The 18,513-nt window shown below is 46.9% G+C and carries 16 protein-coding genes and 1 tRNA gene; 11 read left to right on the top strand and 6 right to left on the bottom strand.

The window, feature by feature from the left end; all coding sequences use genetic code 11:
- Window positions 1-40 precede the first annotated feature (40 nt).
- Window positions 41-724: a tetratricopeptide repeat protein gene (locus tag Q0600_RS00655; protein WP_298755689.1), complete on the top strand. Its 684-nt coding sequence runs from the start codon at window positions 41-43 to the stop codon at window positions 722-724.
- 762 nt (window positions 725-1,486) lie between these two features.
- Here the strand turns inward: Q0600_RS00655 and nfo are convergent.
- Together nfo and Q0600_RS00645 are read right to left on the bottom strand one after the other, a co-directional pair.
- On the bottom strand, window positions 1,487-2,341 hold the full coding sequence (gene nfo / locus Q0600_RS00650) for a deoxyribonuclease IV (RefSeq protein ID WP_298755687.1): 855 nt from the start codon (window positions 2,339-2,341) through the stop codon (window positions 1,487-1,489).
- A 353-nt stretch (window positions 2,342-2,694) separates the two neighbouring features.
- Window positions 2,695-3,186, bottom strand: a complete 492-nt coding sequence (locus tag Q0600_RS00645) for a hypothetical protein (protein ID WP_298755684.1) — start codon at window positions 3,184-3,186, stop codon at window positions 2,695-2,697.
- A gap of 77 nt (window positions 3,187-3,263) precedes the next feature.
- On the opposite strand from Q0600_RS00645, the gene Q0600_RS00640 reads away from it, so the two are divergent.
- From Q0600_RS00640 to Q0600_RS00605, 8 genes are all read left to right on the top strand, one after another.
- Window positions 3,264-3,338: transfer RNA gene (locus tag Q0600_RS00640), tRNA-Glu, on the top strand.
- Between the two features lie 238 nt (window positions 3,339-3,576).
- Window positions 3,577-4,314 (top strand): spore coat protein, encoded by a 738-nt coding sequence (locus Q0600_RS00635; RefSeq protein WP_298755681.1) that lies wholly within the window; start codon window positions 3,577-3,579, stop codon window positions 4,312-4,314.
- Complete coding sequence (locus Q0600_RS00630; RefSeq protein WP_298755678.1) at window positions 4,298-5,497, top strand: multidrug effflux MFS transporter; 1,200 nt, start codon at window positions 4,298-4,300, stop codon at window positions 5,495-5,497. The genes Q0600_RS00635 and Q0600_RS00630 overlap by 17 nt, the downstream gene beginning before the upstream one ends.
- A 102-nt stretch (window positions 5,498-5,599) precedes the next feature.
- Entirely contained in the window at window positions 5,600-7,423 is a 1,824-nt protein-coding gene (gene thrS, locus Q0600_RS00625) for a threonine--tRNA ligase (protein ID WP_298755675.1), read from the top strand.
- Window positions 7,420-7,941, top strand: coding sequence for a translation initiation factor IF-3 (gene infC, locus Q0600_RS00620; protein WP_298755672.1), 522 nt, complete (start codon window positions 7,420-7,422; stop codon window positions 7,939-7,941). The genes thrS and infC overlap by 4 nt, the downstream gene beginning before the upstream one ends.
- A 317-nt stretch (window positions 7,942-8,258) precedes the next feature.
- Window positions 8,259-8,450 carry a 50S ribosomal protein L35 gene (rpmI, locus tag Q0600_RS00615; RefSeq protein WP_005871089.1) on the top strand — a complete coding sequence of 64 codons (192 nt, stop codon included), beginning with the start codon at window positions 8,259-8,261 and terminating at the stop codon, window positions 8,448-8,450.
- Window positions 8,451-8,548: 98 nt separating this feature from the next.
- Window positions 8,549-8,905: a 50S ribosomal protein L20 gene (gene rplT, locus Q0600_RS00610; RefSeq protein ID WP_295153159.1), complete on the top strand. Its 357-nt coding sequence runs from the start codon at window positions 8,549-8,551 to the stop codon at window positions 8,903-8,905.
- Window positions 8,906-9,033: 128 nt separating this feature from the next.
- Window positions 9,034-10,995 (top strand): autotransporter domain-containing protein, encoded by a 1,962-nt coding sequence (locus Q0600_RS00605; RefSeq protein ID WP_298755669.1) that lies wholly within the window; start codon window positions 9,034-9,036, stop codon window positions 10,993-10,995.
- Between the two features lie 335 nt (window positions 10,996-11,330).
- Here Q0600_RS00605 and Q0600_RS00600 read toward each other — a convergent pair whose 3' ends face one another.
- The 3 genes from Q0600_RS00600 to selA are packed head-to-tail and all read right to left on the bottom strand — an operon-like array spanning window position 11,331 to window position 15,519.
- On the bottom strand, window positions 11,331-12,044 hold the full coding sequence (locus Q0600_RS00600; protein ID WP_298755662.1) for a histidine kinase: 714 nt from the start codon (window positions 12,042-12,044) through the stop codon (window positions 11,331-11,333).
- Between the two features lie 51 nt (window positions 12,045-12,095).
- Complete coding sequence (gene selB, locus Q0600_RS00595; protein ID WP_298755659.1) at window positions 12,096-13,916, bottom strand: selenocysteine-specific translation elongation factor; 1,821 nt, start codon at window positions 13,914-13,916, stop codon at window positions 12,096-12,098.
- Window positions 13,909-15,519 carry an L-seryl-tRNA(Sec) selenium transferase gene (selA, locus tag Q0600_RS00590; protein WP_298755656.1) on the bottom strand — a complete coding sequence of 537 codons (1,611 nt, stop codon included), beginning with the start codon at window positions 15,517-15,519 and terminating at the stop codon, window positions 13,909-13,911. Before selA ends, selB begins: the two co-directional genes overlap by 8 nt.
- A 166-nt stretch (window positions 15,520-15,685) precedes the next feature.
- On the opposite strand from selA, the gene Q0600_RS00585 reads away from it, so the two are divergent.
- A complete protein-coding gene (locus Q0600_RS00585) occupies window positions 15,686-17,368 on the top strand; it encodes a 4Fe-4S dicluster domain-containing protein (RefSeq protein ID WP_298755653.1) in 1,683 nt (560 codons plus the stop codon).
- Entirely contained in the window at window positions 17,368-18,207 is an 840-nt protein-coding gene (locus tag Q0600_RS00580) for a molecular chaperone TorD family protein (RefSeq protein WP_298755650.1), read from the top strand. The genes Q0600_RS00585 and Q0600_RS00580 overlap by 1 nt, the downstream gene beginning before the upstream one ends.
- Here Q0600_RS00580 and Q0600_RS00575 read toward each other — a convergent pair.
- On the bottom strand, window positions 18,124-18,513 hold a 390-nt coding region (locus tag Q0600_RS00575), incomplete at its 5' end, for a hypothetical protein (protein ID WP_298755648.1). The two genes, Q0600_RS00580 and Q0600_RS00575, sit on opposite strands and share 84 nt — an antisense overlap.

Raw genomic sequence — 18,513 nt, 5'->3', positions numbered from 1 at the left:
GGGGTAGAATTAGCCAAATTTTACCCGGAAAGGATACTAAATGAAAAAATCGCTATTTGCGTTAGCATTTATCGCTTGCTTTGCGTTCGGAGCGACCGAGCTTGAGACGCTAGAAAAAGAGTGCAATGACGGCAATATGGAGTCTTGCCTTAGAGCCGCTTTACAATACGAAGACAATACTAAAACACTTAAGCTGCTTGAAAAAACCTGCGACGGCGGATATGAGCCAGGTTGCCTTGTAATGTCGATCAGAATGATGCAAGAAAATCCTAAAAAAGGCATCGAATATCATGAAAAAAGATGCGATGCGGGAGACGCTATGTATTGTGGGTTATTGGGATCAATGTATAGTGACGGAGATGGAGTCGAAAAAGATATATCAAAGGCTATAATCTACCATGACAAAGCTTGCAATCTAGGGCAAAAGCTATCAGCGCTATCATGCGGTATGTTGGCAGAGATGTATCGTAAAGGAGACGGTGTAAAAATAAATTTAATGAAAGCGGCGGTTTATGATAAAAAAGGTTGCGACATAACGGACGAGCTAGCGAGTTGCTATAATTTTGCGCTATTTAACTACAACTCTAACGATAAAAGTAAAGCTGCGCGGTATTATAAAAAAGCTTGCGATTTAGGAAAAAATAAAAATTCTCCTTTTATGAATCCACCCGAGTTTAAAGAACTTTGGCAAAAATCCTGCGATATGTATGAGCTGCTAAAATAGCACGCCGAGCTGCGGTCGGTACAATACGCGTCGGCTGCGGATTAGAATCCCGCCGCCTTTAAATTTAAATCGTGGCGGTAGGCTACTAAGCTCAACGATAAAATTTTAAATTAATCGGGCGATATGCGGCAGAATTTAACGTAAATTTACACGGATCCTGCATAGATTTTAGCGCAAGCAAAGCGCTAAAATAAAGAGGCAGATTTGTCATAAGCAAATGCGTGCTAAAAGCATAGATTATTAGTACGCAGCAGGATTTTAAGTTAGAATTACGTAGCCTTATGTGCTTACGCCTCCGCAAAGATCGGACAATTGCAAGGTTGGAATTTACGCAGTCGCGCGTATAAAGCTTAGCGCCAATTTTTTGATGTGGAATTTAGAATTTTAAAATTCATAGAGCTTCGAATTTGGCGCCGAGCCTTGAAATATCGTAGCGATAAAATTTTAAAATTTACCGCTGCATCACTTTAAAAATCTTGCTTGAAAATTTTAATTACGCAGCGTAAAATTTTTTATTTCTGCCGCGACGCTGCGTTTTTGCCATAAAAATTTTGCTCTTTTGCTATGACGCCATGTTTTCGTCATAGAATTTCGCGCCTTTTTTGACGCAGCATTCTTAACGCGTAATCTTCATTATTTTGCTTGTTAAAATTTAAGCGATAAATCCCACGATGTTAAATTTGCACGGCATAAGGCTCTTATCGCTGGCGCCACTTTAAAGCGAAATGAGATAAATTCTACGTGGCGCAAAGGGTTGCCTGATTAGGCTTTACGGCGCCCTTGCATACTGCGCAAAAGTGCGATCTCCTCCGCCCAGAGGCTATCGTCGATCGTTTCTAAAATCAGCGGGATCTCATCGATGTTCGGGTCATTCATGATGTTTTCAAACGCCGCGAGCCCCAAAAATCCGCGCCCGAGGCTCTCGTGCCGATCTTTGCGCACGCCAAGCTCGTTTTTCGTGTCGTTTAGGTGCATGCCGCTTAAAAATTTATAGCCGATCGCGCGGTCAAACTCGCTCATCGTGCGCTCGTAGGCCTGCGGGCTGCGGAGGTCGTATCCTGCGGCGAACGCGTGACAGGTATCGATGCAGACGCCGATGCGATCTTTATTTGAAATTTTGCCGATCACGTAAGCGAGCTGAGCGAAATCATAGCCGAGATTGGAGCCCTGGCCGGCGGTATTTTCGAGCACGAGCTTGACGCCTGCGGTGTTTGCGATGGCGAAATTTAGCGATCCTGCGATATTATCCAGGCACACTTGAGCTGAAATTTCATTTAGATGCGAGCCCGGATGAAAATTCAAAAGCTTAAGCCCGAGCGCCTCGCAGCGACGGATCTCGTCCATGAAGGCGTTTAGGGACTTCTCGCGCTCCGCCTCGCGCGGATGGCCCAAATTTATGAGGTAGCTGTCGTGCACCAAGACATGCTCCGCGCGGATGCCGCTTTGCCTCAGCGCGTCCTTAAATGCGGCGATCTCCTCTGCGCTAAGCGGCGGCGCATCCCATCTGCGTTGATTTTTGACGAACATCGCAAACGCGTCCGCCCCGATCTTTGCGGCGTTTAGCGGCGCGTTGAAAACTCCGCCGCTAGCACTCACGTGCGCTCCGATCCGCTTCATTTTACCTCCTAAATTTTATTTTACGCCGCGTGCGGCAAAATTTCATAAACCCGAGCCGCACGCGAATTTTATAATTTTAAATGCGCGCTTTTTCTTTCGCACATACGCGCTGCTTAGTAAATTTCGCCGCGAAGAGCCGGCGCAGAGTGTTAATAAAATCGCGCCGTTTGCGCAAGCTGAAAACTACCCCGCCGAGTGATGGATTTTGACCGCTCGCGCCGTGTTTTGAAGCGGCGACCGAAGCGCATTATTTCCGCGCGGTTAACAAACATCGACCGCGCGAAATTTTACTAGTTTTCGAGCCCTACGGAGTAACATATCTTGCGTGCTGTAAATGCCTGCCGCGTGAAATTTTACTGCAACTCGCGGATTTTGATTTTTACGCTGCGTTTTGAGTCGGCGAAGCTTATGGATCTTCCGCCGCCGTCCTTGCCGCGACAAACTTTATAATTGATAGAGCCTTCTTGCAGGCTTTGTTCAAAGCAGTTGCCGCCCGCGTCGCTACCGCCGAAGATAGGCTTTCCGTCTAGGATTTCGCCCAGAAGCCCGCGGTAGTGCTCGGTGCCGAAGAATTTTTTATTGAAAACGAGCTCGTCGTCGCATGCACCGTTCATGCAAATTTTATCGTCTTTTAAGACCAGGCTCAGCACGCTGATGCCGCTTGCGTAAATTTGAACCTCGGTTTGGTTTTTAAATTTACGCATAAAGCCTGCGTCACTGGTGCGAGTAAGCGGCGAAATGACGGTGAAATTTACAGCTTGCGTAGAAGCGGGCTTGAGCGCGGTGGTAGCGCAGCCTGCGAGCAGAAGCGAAAGTGCAAGTGGCGCCAGAAAAGAGCATTTCATAAATAATCCTTAATTTAAGTTGGGTTTAAGTGCGTCTTGAGTAGAATACCGCCTTTAATCTTAATACCAGATTAAGTGGCCCCTTCGTCTAACGGTTAGGACATCGCCCTTTCACGGCGGTAAAACGAGTTCGAATCTCGTAGGGGTCGCCACTTCTAGCTTAAAAATTTTTTGACGCAAATCTTAGTTTTTGTAAAATTCTGAAATTATGCGCTTTTGCTGCTTCCTGTGCTACAAAATTCCAAGATCATAATAAAATTCTGTCTGATAGAATTTTAAAATTTAGCCCCGCCGAATTTATGTAATAAATTTTATGCGGACAGATGAAACTCTATGAAATAAAACTTGCAAATTTAGCTCTTTCTAAAAAAAATTCGCTAAATTTATTGAATGCAAAATTTTAAAGAATACGTAAATGAAATTCTAAAAAATCATCCTGGCGAGCGCGTCACGAGCTTTAGTTTCGAGGGCGAGAAATACTGGCTCAAGCAGCCGGAGCTGCGCATCCGCGGCGGATTACTTACGAAAATATTTAAAGCAAATCCGAAAGCCTCTTTCGATTACGAAGCGCTAAAATGCGAGAGCCTGTACGCAGCCGGCGCGCCTGTGCCGCAGCTGGTGCTGCGAGACGAGAGCTTTTTTGTACTCAAAGACGGCGGCACGCCGGTGGATGAGGTGCTAAAAAGCTCGGATGAGGTATCTTGCGTGGCGCTTATTGAGGGCTATGCAGCGGCGTTAGCACAGCTGCATTCGCGTGGCTTCATACACGGCAGACCTGCGCTGCGCGACGTTTTAGTAAAAAACGGCGAGATGAAATTTATAGATTTTGAAAATCGCGGCGAGCGCGATGATCTGCAAAAAGCCAAAATGCGAGATTTTTTGCTTTTCTTCTATGATCTTTGTCGCGAAGGTCTGAGCGAAGGCTTGGTGCGCTCTGGCATTTGCGCCTACGCCTCAAATGGCGGGCAGGACGTAGTGCAAAGTGCGTGGGCTACGGTACTTGCGCTGCGTCCGATATATTTTATCGTCAGGCTCTTGCCGCAAAAATTTAAGGATCTAAACGCGTTCGTGCGCACGTTTGAGCTCTGCCTAAAAATAATTGAGAAAAACGATGGTCAAACAAAGTAAATTCGCTAAATTTAAGTTGGTGATTATACTCGCCTATATGTCGGCTCTGGCGCCCTTGTCTACCGATATGTATCTGCCCGCGCTGGAAAAGGTAAAGGCAAGCTTTGCTACGAGCGAGTTTTACACTCAGCTATCAGTTGCGAGTTTTTTCATCGCTTTTGCGCTAGGACAGCTCGTTTATGGGCCGCTAAGCGATAAATTTGGTCGTAAAAAGCCGTTATACGCGGGCATTTTGCTTTTTATATGTGCGTCGCTTGCTTGCGTGAGCTTTGATAGCGTTTACGCGTTTATATTTTTTAGATTTTTGCAAGCTTTAGGTGGGTGCGCGGGAGTGGTACTTGCGCGAGCCGTTATTAACGACAAATTCGAGCTACACGAGGCTGCGGCGATGTTTGCGTTGATGATGGTCGTAGGCTCGCTAGCGCCGATGCTAGCACCAACTCTAGGTGGATTTGTGCTAGATTTTTTCTCATGGCAAGCGATTTTTGCGATTTTGTTTGCGCTTGGAATTTTGCTTTTTGCATTTATATTTTTCGGACTCGACGAGAGCGCTCAGATAGACAGGACTGCTACACTTAGCGTAAAAGGCGTGCTTGGCGAATACGGCATAATCTTGCGAAATAAAGAATTTATGCGCTATACGCTAGGATTTGCGGTTGCGATGAGCGCACTTTTTGCTTATATCACGGGCTCTAGCTTTATATTTTTGGGCTATTATGGGCTGGGCGAGCATGCCTTTGGCGTAATATTTGGCATCAACGCTCTTGGAATGACCCTTGTTTCGGCACTAAATGCCAAACTCGTGCAAAATCGCGAACCTGCAGCTTTATTAAATTTCGGCCTAATAGCTATGCTTGTGACGAGCCTGATTTTGCTCGCATGCTCTATGCTTGACCTTCCTTTCATCTGCTTTGAGGCTTCGCTTTTCGTATTACTTTCGTCTCTTGGCTTTGTTGCGCCTAACGCCACGACGCTTGCGATGGCGCTGTATAAGGACGGCAACTCTGGCGCAGCTTCGGCGGTACTGGGGACTGCGCAGTTTGCTATTGCCGGGGCTATTTCGTTTATCGTGGGTGCAGTGGGAGCGAATAAGCCGTTTTTGCTCGCAAGTGTGATGGCGATTTGTGCTCTTTGTGCGAACGCTGTGTATTTTTTATTGCGAGAAAAGAATCAAAAATTTTAATTTTAATATTTTTTAAATTTATCGTTAAGGATTGATTGGCTAAAATTAACACTCGTTCTTTCAGTGTAAGAAAGACAATTCGGTAAAAAAGGAAACAAGCCAATGAGCGATATTATCGCGTATAAATTTAACGGTGAAATTTACGATACTCAAAGTATCGGCGAGCGCGCAAGCGAGGCGCAGCCGATATATTTCGATAACTCCGAGGATGCGCTTAAAATTTTGCGCCACTCCTGTGCGCACCTTTTGGCGCAGGCGGTTCGCGAGCTCTACCCGAGCGCTAAATTTTTCGTAGGACCCGCAATCGAGGATGGGTTTTACTATGACATCCGCGTCAGCAAAGATAACGGCGAGAAGCTCGGCGAAGAGGATTTAAAGGCGATTGAAAAAAAGATGCGCGGGCTTGCCGAGGCAAATTTAGAGATTAAAAAGATAGCCTCCACTAAAGAGGCAGTCGCAAAAAAATATGCAAACGACGATCTTAAGCAGGAAGTTTTAAAGCGCATCCCCGACGGCCCGGTTAGCTTATATGCACAGGGCGAGTTTGAGGACATCTGCCGCGGTCCGCACGTGCAAAATACGAAATTTTTGAAAAATTTCGCCCTTACGCGCATCGCGGGAGCCTATCTTGGCGGCGACGAGAAGCGCGAGATGCTAACTCGCATCTATGGCGTCGTATTTGCCGATAAAGATAGCCTTAAAAAGCACCTTACGATGCTAGAGGAAGCTAAGAAGCGCGATCATCGAAAGCTCGGAGCCGAGATGAAATTTTTCACCTTCGACGAGCAGATCGGCGCAGGACTTCCGATCTGGCTTCCTGCCGGCACGAGGATGCGTATAAAGCTTGAGGAGCGCCTTTATAGACAGCTTCGCAAGCGCGGCTACGAGCCGGTGCGCGGTCCTGAAATTTTAAAATCCGACGCATGGAAGATCAGCGGACACTACAGTAACTACAAAGAAAATATGTATTTTACGACGATCGAGGATCAAGAATACGGTATCAAGCCGATGAACTGCGTCGGTCACATCAAGGTTTATCAAAGCGAAATCCGCTCATATCGCGATCTGCCGCTTAAATTTTGCGAGTACGGCGTCGTGCACCGCCACGAAAAAAGCGGCGTCTTGCACGGACTTTTCCGCGTGCGCGAGTTTACGCAGGACGACGCGCATCTGTTTGTGATGCCGATCCAGATCAAAGAAAACGTCTATGAAATTTTAGATTTCGTGGAGCTCTTGATGAAGGCTTTCGGCTTTGAATATGAGCTTGAAATTTCGACCAAGCCGCAAAAGGCGGTCGGCGACGACGAGGTTTGGGAGATCGCGACGAAGGCCTTAAAAGACGCGCTTGACGAAAAGGGCTTAAAATACGGCCTAGACGAGGGCGGCGGCGCATTCTACGGGCCTAAGATCGACATCAAAATCACCGACGCGCTCGGTCGAAAATGGCAGTGCGGCACGGTGCAGGTCGATTTTAACCTGCCTGCGCGCTTCGAGCTTGGCTACATTGACGAAAATAATGAAAAAAAGCAGCCCGTGATGCTGCATCGCGCGATTTTGGGAAGCTTCGAGCGCTTCGTGGGGATTTTGCTCGAGCATACCGCGGGCGAGCTTCCGTTTTGGATCTGTCCTACGCAGGTATCGATCGTGCCGATCGGCGAGGCGCACGCAAGTTACGCGAAAGAAATTTTAAATTTGCTGCGCGCGGCGGACATTGACGGCGAAATTTTAGATAGAAATGAGACGCTAAATAAACGAATCAGAACGGCTGAAAAGCAGAAGGTGCCGCTCATCATCGTCCTAGGCGATAATGAAGTTTCGGCTCGCAGCGTGGCTCTGCGCGATCGCAGGGCGCGCGAACAGCGAAATTTAGGGCTGGATGAGTTTTTAAATTTCGTAAAAGCTAAATTAAACGAGGTGAATTTTTGAGCAGAGAGAAAGAGGTTTTTCTAAACGAGGACATTCCGGCTAGCGAAGTCAGGTGCATAGGCGACAACGGCGAGGTTTACGGCATAATTTCAAAGGCGCAGGCGCTGCAAATCGCCGAGCGAGAGGGTGTGGATCTGGTTTTGATAGCGCCCGATGCAAAGCCGCCCGTTTGTAAGGTCATGAACTACAGCAAATTTCGCTATCAGCAGGAAAAAAAGCTCAAAGAGGCGAAAAAAAAGCAAAAAATCATCGAGGTCAAAGAGATCAAGCTGTCCGCCAAAATCGCTCAAAACGACATTAATTACAAAGTAAAACACGCGAAAGAATTCCTTAGTAGCGGCAAACACGTCAAGCTTCGCGTATTTTTAAAAGGGCGCGAGATGTCAAGCCCGGAAATCGGCGTAAATTTGCTCAATAAAATTTGGGACGAATTTTTTGCTGAAGTGGCCGATCGCGATAAGGCGCCCGTGCTGGAGGGCCGCTACGTAAATATGCTGATCACGCCGAAAAAGGCGTAGCGTAAATTTAGCGGTATTTTGCGCCACGTGCGGCAAAATTTTAAAATTTCGCGCTGTTTTTCTCCGCGGTACAGCGCGTAAATTTAAGCCAAATAGCGTAAATTTTAAAATTTAATGCGGGCTAAGTTTATCTCTAAATTTAGCCCTTTAAATTTGTATAAAATTTTTCATATCAAGCGAAATTGAATCTTAATCGAGCGGTAAAATTTAACTTTAAATTTATCTTGCGTTCATTTAAGCTATAAAATTCCTTAAATTCAAATTTTTCAAAGAAACTTTATTATATACTTTCCGTTCACTTTAAAAAAAGGACGACCATGCCAAAGATGAAAAGCGTGCGCGGTGCCGTCAAGCGTTTTAAAGCGGGCAAAAACAAGATCAAAAGAGGCTCGGCGTTTCGCAGCCACATTTTGACGAAGATGTCTCAAAAACGCAAGAGGAATTTGCGCGAGGCCCAATACGTCGATTCTACGAACGTATCTGCGGTTAAAAAAATGCTTTGCAAATAGTGCGAAGTTAGTTTTTGACGAAAGTCATTCAAACTCCCCTAAATTCATGGATTTTAGGGCAAGATCCCCAAAGGGACGCCGATTAAGAAAGGATTAATATGGCAAGAGTAAAAACGGGCATCGTTAGACGCCGCCGTCACAACAAGGTGCTAAAGCTTGCGCGCGGATTTTATAGCGCAAGACGCAAACATTTCAGAAAGGCCAAAGAGCAGCTAGAGAGAAGCCTCGTTTACGCCTTCCGTGACAGACGCGCGAAAAAACGCGATTTCCGCAGACTTTGGATAGTGCGCATCAATGCAGCTTGCAGGCTAAACGACATCAGCTATTCTAAATTTATAAACGGACTTAGAAAAGCGGGCATCGAGCTTGATAGAAAAATTTTAGCAAATATGGCTATGAACGACCCCGAAGCTTTCGCAACCGTCGCGAAGAAGGCAAAAGCGGCATTAAAATAAGCTTTAAAATTTGGCTGTCTTAAGGCGGCCAAATTCTTAAATTTCGACAAAGCTTTTAATTTTAAAAGCGCGTCCGCGAATTTGTCGAAATTTAAGAATTTGGGTAATTTTATTTGAGGCGGTGCAGAATGCTAAAGTCTTTGAAAAAAATCGTATCTCTTGCGCTTGTCGGTGCAGCAGGGTTCGGCTATGCGAGCGAGCAGAATTCCTGGAGCTATGCAAACGCGCAAAAATCACCTTCCAACAACACTTCCCGTTCCGACGTAATGAGCGCTGCGGATAGCTTGGGTGCAAAATTAAGCAGGCGCGACGCGGCTAGCGATAACTCCGCGAGCGACGAGTATGAAAACTCATTTCGTATCAAGCTCGAGTACGCAAGGGGCTTTGCCAAAAAGGGCTCATATTCGGGCAGGCTTAATAATCAGCGCGTTATGATGCCTGCGTTTCGCTGGACGGGCAATAGCGGCGTAAATGCCGAGTTTTGGAACGGCATTACCAATATAGGCGGCGCGCTGGTTCCTTATGTGGCTTTCGGCTCATACGAGGCGGCGATACCGGGCGATCAAACTACGCAATATCTGGTCAGAAGGGACGAAGATGCCGTTCAGATGAAGCGAAATATTGCGGCGGGCATAGCAAATTTAGGCTATACCTATACCAAAAATTCTACTAGAAATCTAAATTTGGTCTATGCCGATATCGATAATTTCGTAAATTTCTACGGCAGAGAAAATATCGCAGGATACTTTATCGACGAAGTCAATACCGAGAATAATCCCGCAACTATCGCTTATATGCAGAATATCTACAATTATATCAAGACCAAATACTCCGGAATGCTCGTTTTGGCAAACAACGGTTGGGGCGTGCGCGACGCCATAGCTCCCTATGCGGACGTTTGGATGCTGCAAGAGGTGAGCGCGGACGACTACATAAACCACTATCGTCCTAGAACCTCTGAGTTTGAAAAAGACCCCGCAAATTCCTCTAAAATTTTGCATGTCATATACAACGCCAGACCCGATCAATACGACGAGATCATAAGGCTATCTCGCGAGCGCAACGCGGCAAATCTATTCATCACCTCCGATACGAATGCCTATCCTAGCGGATACGACGATCTGCCTACCTATTTTGAAGCGCTGATGCTGGCGATCAATAATTTCACGCCTAAAAACGGTAGCCTGTTTTCGCAGGTCGCAAGAGGCGGCAACCGGGTAGGCATCGAGATGCCGCGCTCGAAGGTCGATCTGGATCTTACCAAGCTAGCAAGAAATTCCGCTTATAAAAATTTAGCCGATACCGACGGGCAGGAGTTTAACGTAAACGTAAGCGCGATTGGGAACTACGGCGGGGATTACAAAGACCGCTCGGGCGGCGTCAAATACGATCACAAGAGCGACGGAATTTTACTCGGAGCCTCCAAGAGAGTAGATGATCTTACGCTGGGCGTGATCTTTGGGCACCAAAAATCAGACGCTTGGTATGAGGGTAAATTCGACGGCGTCAAAGAAAACATCAAATCCTACGAGCTCGGTCTGGCGGGCAGATACGATTTTAACGAAAACGTGGATCTGGCGGTAAATTTAACATATTCGACGAACGATCATAAATTTGAAACCAATAACGGATTCGGCGCTATCCACGGCGCGAAATACAAATCGCAAATTTGGGATTTCAGCACGAGAGCCGGGTATAAATTCTTATTTGAAAACGGCTACATTAAGCCATATTTGGGACTTGGAGCGATTAGAGTGGACGAGGACGCGATCTCCAGGCTTAGATTTAGCTCCGCTTCAAAAACCGCGCCGAACGGCACCGCAGGAATTTACGCGATCAAGGCCTTCGGCGATCTGCAGATATTTGCAAATGCGGAGTACGAGCATCGATTTAGCGGTGATTCGTATCATGCGAGCAGAAAGTATTCGGACAGATACGACGTCGAGGGGCTTGATTATTCTAGCGGCGTGTTTAACGGCGCGATCGGACTGAAATATAAGATCCTTCAAAGCGTCGGACTCAGCGCATCGTACGAGTTAAGCGAGAGCAAAAATAGCCTGGCAAGAGCCGCTTTTGACGTGGAGTTTTGATTTTAATCGGAGTAGTCCAAGATAGGCAGCTTGAAGCACGATTACAAATTCCTCTTTGCCGCAAATCAAAAATTTGCGGCTAAATTTTATCTGGGCTTTGCCGCAAAATTTTAAAATTTTGGCCGTGGATTTCGTTTATATATTTTCTCGCTTTTAAATTTCATATACTATCGCTTTTATGCTACTTTCAATATAAAGAATAGCGCGAATAGCGCGGAATTTTGCTGTAGAATTTTGTACGTGTAAAATTTCATAAAATCCGGATTAATTAAAATCGCTAAGACTAAGACGATGGGGTAGAATTTTGCGGATCGCTCCGCAAAATTTAAAAGAGATTATTTTAGCTTGTCTAGTTCGATGATGTAAGGCACTGAGTTTACTCCCGCACCGAAATATTTGGCAGCTAGGGCTTTTGCAGCATTTAGCTCGGCAGCGCTTACGTCTTTGGCACCTGCTTTGTTATCTTCGGCGTAGTATTTTCTAAAAACCGCTATCTTTTGCTCGTCGGTTTTAGCATTTTTGATCTCTTTGTAGATGAGCGCGGATTTTGCGTGGCCGTCATCGCCGTGAACGGAGGTCATGATTATATCGACATTGTTATTTTTTAGTGTTTCTTCGATCCTTGCCATCTCTTTGCGGCAGAATGGACACAAAGCGTCCGTCAGCATCAAAATCGTAGGCTTTTTGGGATCGTTTCCTAGCTTGATGATATTGTCTTTGCTCTCTGCTTTGAAGACCTTACTTAGCTGTCCTGCGATGCGGTCTTGTTTGATCTGCTCCTTATAGACTACGCGTTTTTTAGGATCGATGATATCGGTAAAGATCAGATCGCCTTGAGTGAAGATGATCTCCTCTTGCGACATATTGCCTTGAGAGATTTTTAAAACGATCGCTTCAACGCCCTTTGGCTCGCTAAGTGGGATGCGCTCGGCGACCTTTATTTCGATGCCTTGAGGCGCGCCGCCGTAGATAGATAAAATTTCGCTGTCGCTTAAAGCCGCGTTTAGGCTCGCTGCGAGCGCAACTGAAGTTAAAATAGCTTTTTTCATTTTTTTCCTTTGCAAAAAATTCCGCGCATTGTAGTGCAAAATTTTAAATTTTTACTTTTTCAAATAGCGTTTATTGTCGATCGTCACGATATTTCCCATTTTATCTAGGTATTCGAGATAGCAGATGATGAATTTTCTGCTAAGCCCAAGCTCCTCTTTGGCGTTAGTGACGTTTACGAAGCCCTCTTTTTCGATGATCGCGTAGAGGCGCTTGATCGCTAGGGCTAAATTTTCGGCCTCTACGAAGAGATTGTGCGCGAGACGGACGACCTTTTTGGCGTAGGTCAGCTTCTTTAGCGCGTCATCACCGCTACTGCGGTCAATCTCCAGCTCGTCATAGACGTTATACGGCGCGAGAGGCGCGATGCCGCCCTTTTTGATGAGATCAAAAATTTTACTCTCCAGGCTCTGTTTGAGCGCGTCAAAATCCACCCCCGATTTTACGTAAACTCCGCCCTTTTTGGAGACGATGCCGCCTCGCTCAAGCTCGCTAAGCGCGCGCGCGGCAAGATCTTCGCTAGCCCACGAGAGCTTTAGAGCGATCGAGGCGGGCGAAAAGATCGCGTAGTCGTTTTTTGAGACGATAAATTTTATGAGATTTTTTACGTCCTCGATCGCGCTTAGATCGTAAACGCATAAATTTGCCTCGTCAAAATACGTCCCTTCTAAGCCGCGCGCGATCTTTACCGCTTCGTCGTACTCCATCCCGAAGCGCTGATACGCCGAAAATAGCCCGAATCCATGCTTGTGAAAGAGACTTAAAATTTTAAACGCTTCGGTGAAATTTCGCTTCAAAAGCGCGGTTAGAAGCACGGCTTTGCTCTGCTTTTTTAGCGGCTCGACCACGGCGTTTAGCACACGCCCGCCGCCGATTACGCGCGAGTTTGCCAGGCATACGAAGGGCTCTCCGAATTTTAAAAACATCGTTTTATCAAATTTAAAGCTTACGAGCTTCTCGCCGCTAGGAAGTTCTTTTAAAATGAGCGCTTTTGCCGCGCTTTGCTTGCTTCCGACGCAAAACAGCACGTCTTGATTATGCGAAATTTCGCCGCTAAAGGTGCAGTCCGCTTCATTAAAGCCGCGGAAAAAGCCCTTTTTGCTTAGGATTTGCCCCTTTTGCAGCTCGCTCGTTTTGGCGTCTAAGCTCAGCGCGACGCGGTTTGGAGCCTGCGCTAGCGGCGTGTCCTCGTCGTGGATCTGCACGCTTTTGACGTTAAAAATTTTACCCAGATCGCAGTTATAAAGCTTTTCGCCCTTTGAAATCGCGCCGTTAATGAGGCTGCCCGTTACGATGGTGCCGAGCCCCTTAAGCGAAAAGACGCGGTCGATGTAGTAGTGCACCACGCCGCCTCCTTGGCGCTGCGCGGGCTTGATATTGAAGAGATAATTTTTCAGCTCGGCGATGCTTGCGGGATCTTTTATGCTGATAAAAAAGGTATTTAAAATTTGCAAATCCTTAAATTTGGAGATATATTCCTTACACTGCGCCGCGACCTCGGATCTGCGCGCGTCGTCGGCTAGATCGCACTTGCTGATGCATAAGATCACGCTTTTTACCCCAAGCAGCGATAAAATTTGAATATGCTCTTTGCTTTGCGGCATTAGCCCGTCGTCCGCGGCGACTACCAGCATCGCAGCGTCGAAGGCATACGCGCCGCTAATCATCGTCTTTACTAGATTTTCATGCCCCGGAACGTCGATGAAAGCGACGTTGGTATCCCCAGAGCGCAGATGCGAAAAGCTAAGATCGATCGTGATGCCGCGCTGCTTTTCGCTCGGCATTCGGTCCCCCTCAAAGCCGTTTAACGCCTTGATTAACGCGGTTTTTCCGTGATCGATATGGCCTGCGGTGCCGATGATTACGCTATTCATAAATTTCTCCGATCTTTTTTATTAAATCTTGCAAGTCGCTTTTTAAAATCGATCTGAAATCGAGCAAAAATTTATCATCCTCGATCCGCCCGATTATGCCCGCAGCGCGAAATTTTGCCTGCGTGTTCTGCGGCTCTGCGCCGTCAAGTATCGCAAGCGCGACGCTAGGGTAGGAGGCGCCGGGCATCGTGCCGCCGCCTACAAAGGTGGTAGTAGGCACGATCTGCGATTTTACGCCGATGCGCGATTGCACTAGCTCCGCTCGCTCACGCAGCTCGTCCAGGCTCAGATGGATCTGATCTATCGTCGTGATGAGGTGAAATTCTTTATTTATATACGCCTTGATCGTCTCGGCAAGCAGGCTTAGCGTGATCTTGTCCACGCGCAGCATTCGCAGTAGCTGGTTTTTGCGCAGGCGCGCGATGAGCTCGCGATCTCCTAGGATGATGCCGCACTGCACGGAGCCGAAGAGCTTGTCGCCGCTAAAGCTAAGCAGCCGCACGCCGCTTTTTAAAAGCTCAAAAATAGAGGGCTCGCTTTTGCCTAGCCCAAATCCCAGCTCGCTTACGTAGCCGCTTCCAAGATCGTAGTAATCGATGATCTCGCTAAAGCTTTCCTCTTTTTTCATGCTAAATTGTGCGGGGTAAATTTTAGAAGCTTTATCGGAAATTTCGCTCTCATCGCCTTCATAAAAACACTCGCTATTTACGGACGGCTTGTCGCTTTTTAAATTTAAAGAATTTGTAGAAGTCGCCGCTAAGCTTAAACCGTTCGGCGCAGAATTTAAAATTTTGCCGTCCGTGTCCGAAGAGCCGCCGCAAAGATCTGCTAAATTTTTAAAGCTTGCCGCTCTAAGCGCTAAAAATTCTCTCTTTGCCTGTGAGGCGCGACGTGCGAGAGCCGCTACTTCCGCAGCACTTACGCTAGAGCTAAAGCCTGAAATTTTAAAATTTGAGCGGTGCACCTTCATCAAGATCGCCGTGTTTTCATTGATCGCTTCTTCGTAATCGTCTAGCTTGGTTTTGTTCGTGGTGCCGATTTCTACGAGCTTTGCGCCAGAGTTTGCCATTACTTCGCTTACCCGAAAGCTCCCGCCGATCTCGACTAGCTCGCCGCGGCTTACCACGACTTCGCGTCCGCGCGCGAACGTATTTAGCACCAAAAAGACCGCCGCAGCGTTGTTATTTACCACGAGTGCGTCCTGCGCGCCGAAGAGCTCGCTGCACAAAAGCGCTATGTAGTCGTATCTGTTGCCGCGCGCGCCCTCGGATAGGTCGTATTCTAAATTTGAATATGAGGTGATGATATTTTGCGCGCGGGCTAAAATTTCGGCGCTGATGACGCTGCGGCCGAGGTTTGTGTGCAGCACGACGCCGGTTGCGTTGATGAGCGGCTTAAGGCTTAAGTTTTGAAATTTTTCGTAGCGCGATTTGATGCGCGCGATGATCTCACTTTCGCTTGCGACCGCGTCTCCTTGCAGCGCCTTTTTGCGTGCCTCTTCGATGAGCTCTTGCGCGATTTTGATGATTTGCGAGCGGAGGCAGTTTTGAAACTCCTGTGCGTTTGCGATTTTGTCGATTTTGGGTAGTTTGATTCGTTGCATTGCGACCCCGATGCCTTAAAATTTAGGCGATTTTATCATTTAAAGCTTTGATTTTGCTTTATCTATAAAATTATTAATTTAAATTCGATTTACTTTAAGTGCAGAATTTAAAAGCTGTTTAGAAAATAAGAGTAAAACCCGCCTAATTATCAATTTAGGATAGATTATGAAAGAACATGGATTTTACGCCGCGGGGCTAAAGGATGTCGTCTTAAGCGACGATATCGAAATTTGCGGCGATGAAGAGGAGGCGAAAAATGAGGAATTTATCGTCGCTAATTCGCCGAAATTAAAAGCGCAAATTTATGCGCCCGAGATAAATTTTTATATAGAAAATTCCGCGGATGAGCCGCTGCAAATCGCTAAAAACGTAGATATTTTGTATCGCGCCAAGGATATTGCCTTCGACGGTGCGCTAGATAGCGACTATCAAAAGCCCGTCGGCAAAAACGTGATTCTCGCCTGTGATGAGCCGCGAGAGGAGCTCGTGACACTGCTAAAACAGCACGGATTTAAGGTGATCGTGTTAAGTAGGGCTGAGATAAAGTTCGTCTATGGCGAGATTGGCGATCTTGCAGTTACGATTTTAAGCGAGCGGGATGAGGTTGAGACCGAGGCTGATTTTTTCTTGATTAGCGGCGCAGCGCCCTATCAACTGCGACAAAGCGGCTGCTACGAGATCTCGGGGCTAAAAGACGATGAAATTTTAGAAATTTTAAATTCCAAAAGCCCGGTTTATCATTATAAGAATTCCACGATCTTCGATCCTGCGATTTGCCAGTATCAAGGTAGGCGAAATGAGCTGCGAGCGCCATGCGTGGAGGTTTGCCCTACAGTGGCGATTTTGAAAAACGACGAAAAGCGCGAGTTAGTATTTTCGCATATCGACTGCATCGGTTGCGGCGCGTGCGTGAGCGTCTGCCCTAGCGGCGCGCTGAAATTTGCCAAGCTGCCCCGAAGCGTATTTGGCGAGATCGCAAAGCTCTATGCAGGCAAAATTCCGCTTCTCATCGCAGAGAGCGAAATCGCATCCGCACCTGCAGTGCAGCTTCCGTGCGGCGTGTTACCGTTTGGAATTTTTGGAAGCAAGCAAATAGATGAGGCAAATTTGCTAAGCGTGATGCAAGAAAGCGGCTCGAGTGTGATCGTTTACGGCGCGGACGTAGGCGAGGGCACGCGCGAAGCGGTGGAGCTTATCAATGGAATTTCGCGCGCGATCTATGGCAAGGACGCGGTATTTTTAGCGCGAAATTTAGCCGAATTGCAAGAGGCGTTAGGGTTTGCACAAAGCGCGCAGCCGTGGGGGCTTTCGATAAACGAGCAGGGTCTTAGCAAGAAAGAAATTTTTTCCAAACGCGTAAGCGCAATGGTCGGCGAGGGCAGCTTCGGCACCGTAAAAAGCGGAGAGTTGCTAAAATTTGGCAAAGTAAGCATAAACGAAGCAAGCTGCACGCTCTGCCTTAGCTGCGTGGGCTCCTGTAATACCGGCGCGCTGTATGCCGATAACAGCGACAATTCGATTAAGTTCAACGCTTCGCTTTGCACGACGTGCAACTACTGCGTTTTAAGCTGCGCCGAAAAGGATACGATCGAGCTTCAGCCTTGCGGCGTGGAGCTTGAGCCGGGATTTTTTAATTACAAAATGCTAGCTAAAGACGAGCTTTTTAAGTGCATCGAGTGCGGTAAGGAATTTGCGACGAGCAAAGCCGTGATGAAGATCGCGGAGATGATGGGCGCGCATTTTGCAAACGAGCCTGAAAAGATGAAGACTCTTTTTTGCTGCGGCGATTGCAAGGCGAAAATAATGATAAAAAAGCAGATAGAAGATGCTAGAAAAGGGGCAATGTAATGGATGCGAATCTACTTCAAGCAAGAAGCTACTACTACGAATTTTTTGCAATTCCGTTTTTTTTCTATGAAACGGATACGAAATTTAAGTGCTGGCAGCAGCAGCTGGAGTTTTTACGCAGCTCGCCCATTGTGCCTAGCGATGAGGTGGAATTTCAAAATTTGGCGAAATTCGATTTTGCAGCGTTTAAAAGCGAGCAAAATTCCGTGCTTTTTGATTTTTCATACGCCAACGTGCCGATGAGTGCGAGCTTTTACGACGAAGGACGCGACGACGGGCGTATGCGTGTCGCGGTAATCGACGTGCTAAAAAAGAGTAAATTTCGCCGCAATATGGAGCTTTGCAAGGAGTGCGAGGACTATGTGGGATTTATTTTTTACCTGCATTCGACTCTGCTTCGCGACGCGGCTGCAAAACACAGCGCGGTTTTAAACGGACAAAATTCTGTGATAAACGAGCAAAATTCCACAAATAGCGCGAGCTTGACGGCGCAAGACGGAAAAAATTCTGTAGATTCGCATGGCAGTAAAAATTTTACGGACTCGCAGGATGGTAAAAATACTGCGAGCGCGCAATATGCTAAAAATTTCATCGGTGCGCAAGACGGCGAAACGCTGGCGTTAGAGCTTTTTACGAATGTCACCAACAGCTTTGTGGATGAGTTTAGCGAGCTTTTGTGCGGGCATGTGCGGGCGGATTTTTTCAAATCATTAGGCGCACTAATGAGAAGCTTTTTTGCGCTTGAGCGCTCGCTTTTAGCGCTTGCCGCTCCGCAAAAGAAAGATCGCAGCGTCGTTAAAGAAGCGATCAAAAAAGGCGGCTATCAAAATAATTTTTGACGCCGAAACAGCACCTCTTTTTGCTATTTGAATAGTTGCAGTTTTTGCTGCATTTGTAACAATTGCTCCAGAAACACCAGCAGTCAACGCACCTATTGCTGTAGATGTGGCGATGACCGCCCGGGAAGTTTTATCTGAGAATGTATTGTTCAAGGCATCACCAAAAGACTGCCCAGATGCCATTCTTAAACCAACCTCTGATGCAACAGAAGTAAAAAAACCTACAGCAGCACCGATTACAAAATTTATACATCTCCCATCCGGATCTTCGTATTTAATGGGATTATTCCCCGCGTAATGGTACAG

The sequence above is a fragment of the uncultured Campylobacter sp. genome (genome assembly GCF_938041645.1).
Lineage (GTDB): Bacteria > Campylobacterota > Campylobacteria > Campylobacterales > Campylobacteraceae > Campylobacter_B.
Note: the sequence above shows the minus strand (reverse complement) of the source record. Positions and strands in the feature narration are given on the sequence as shown.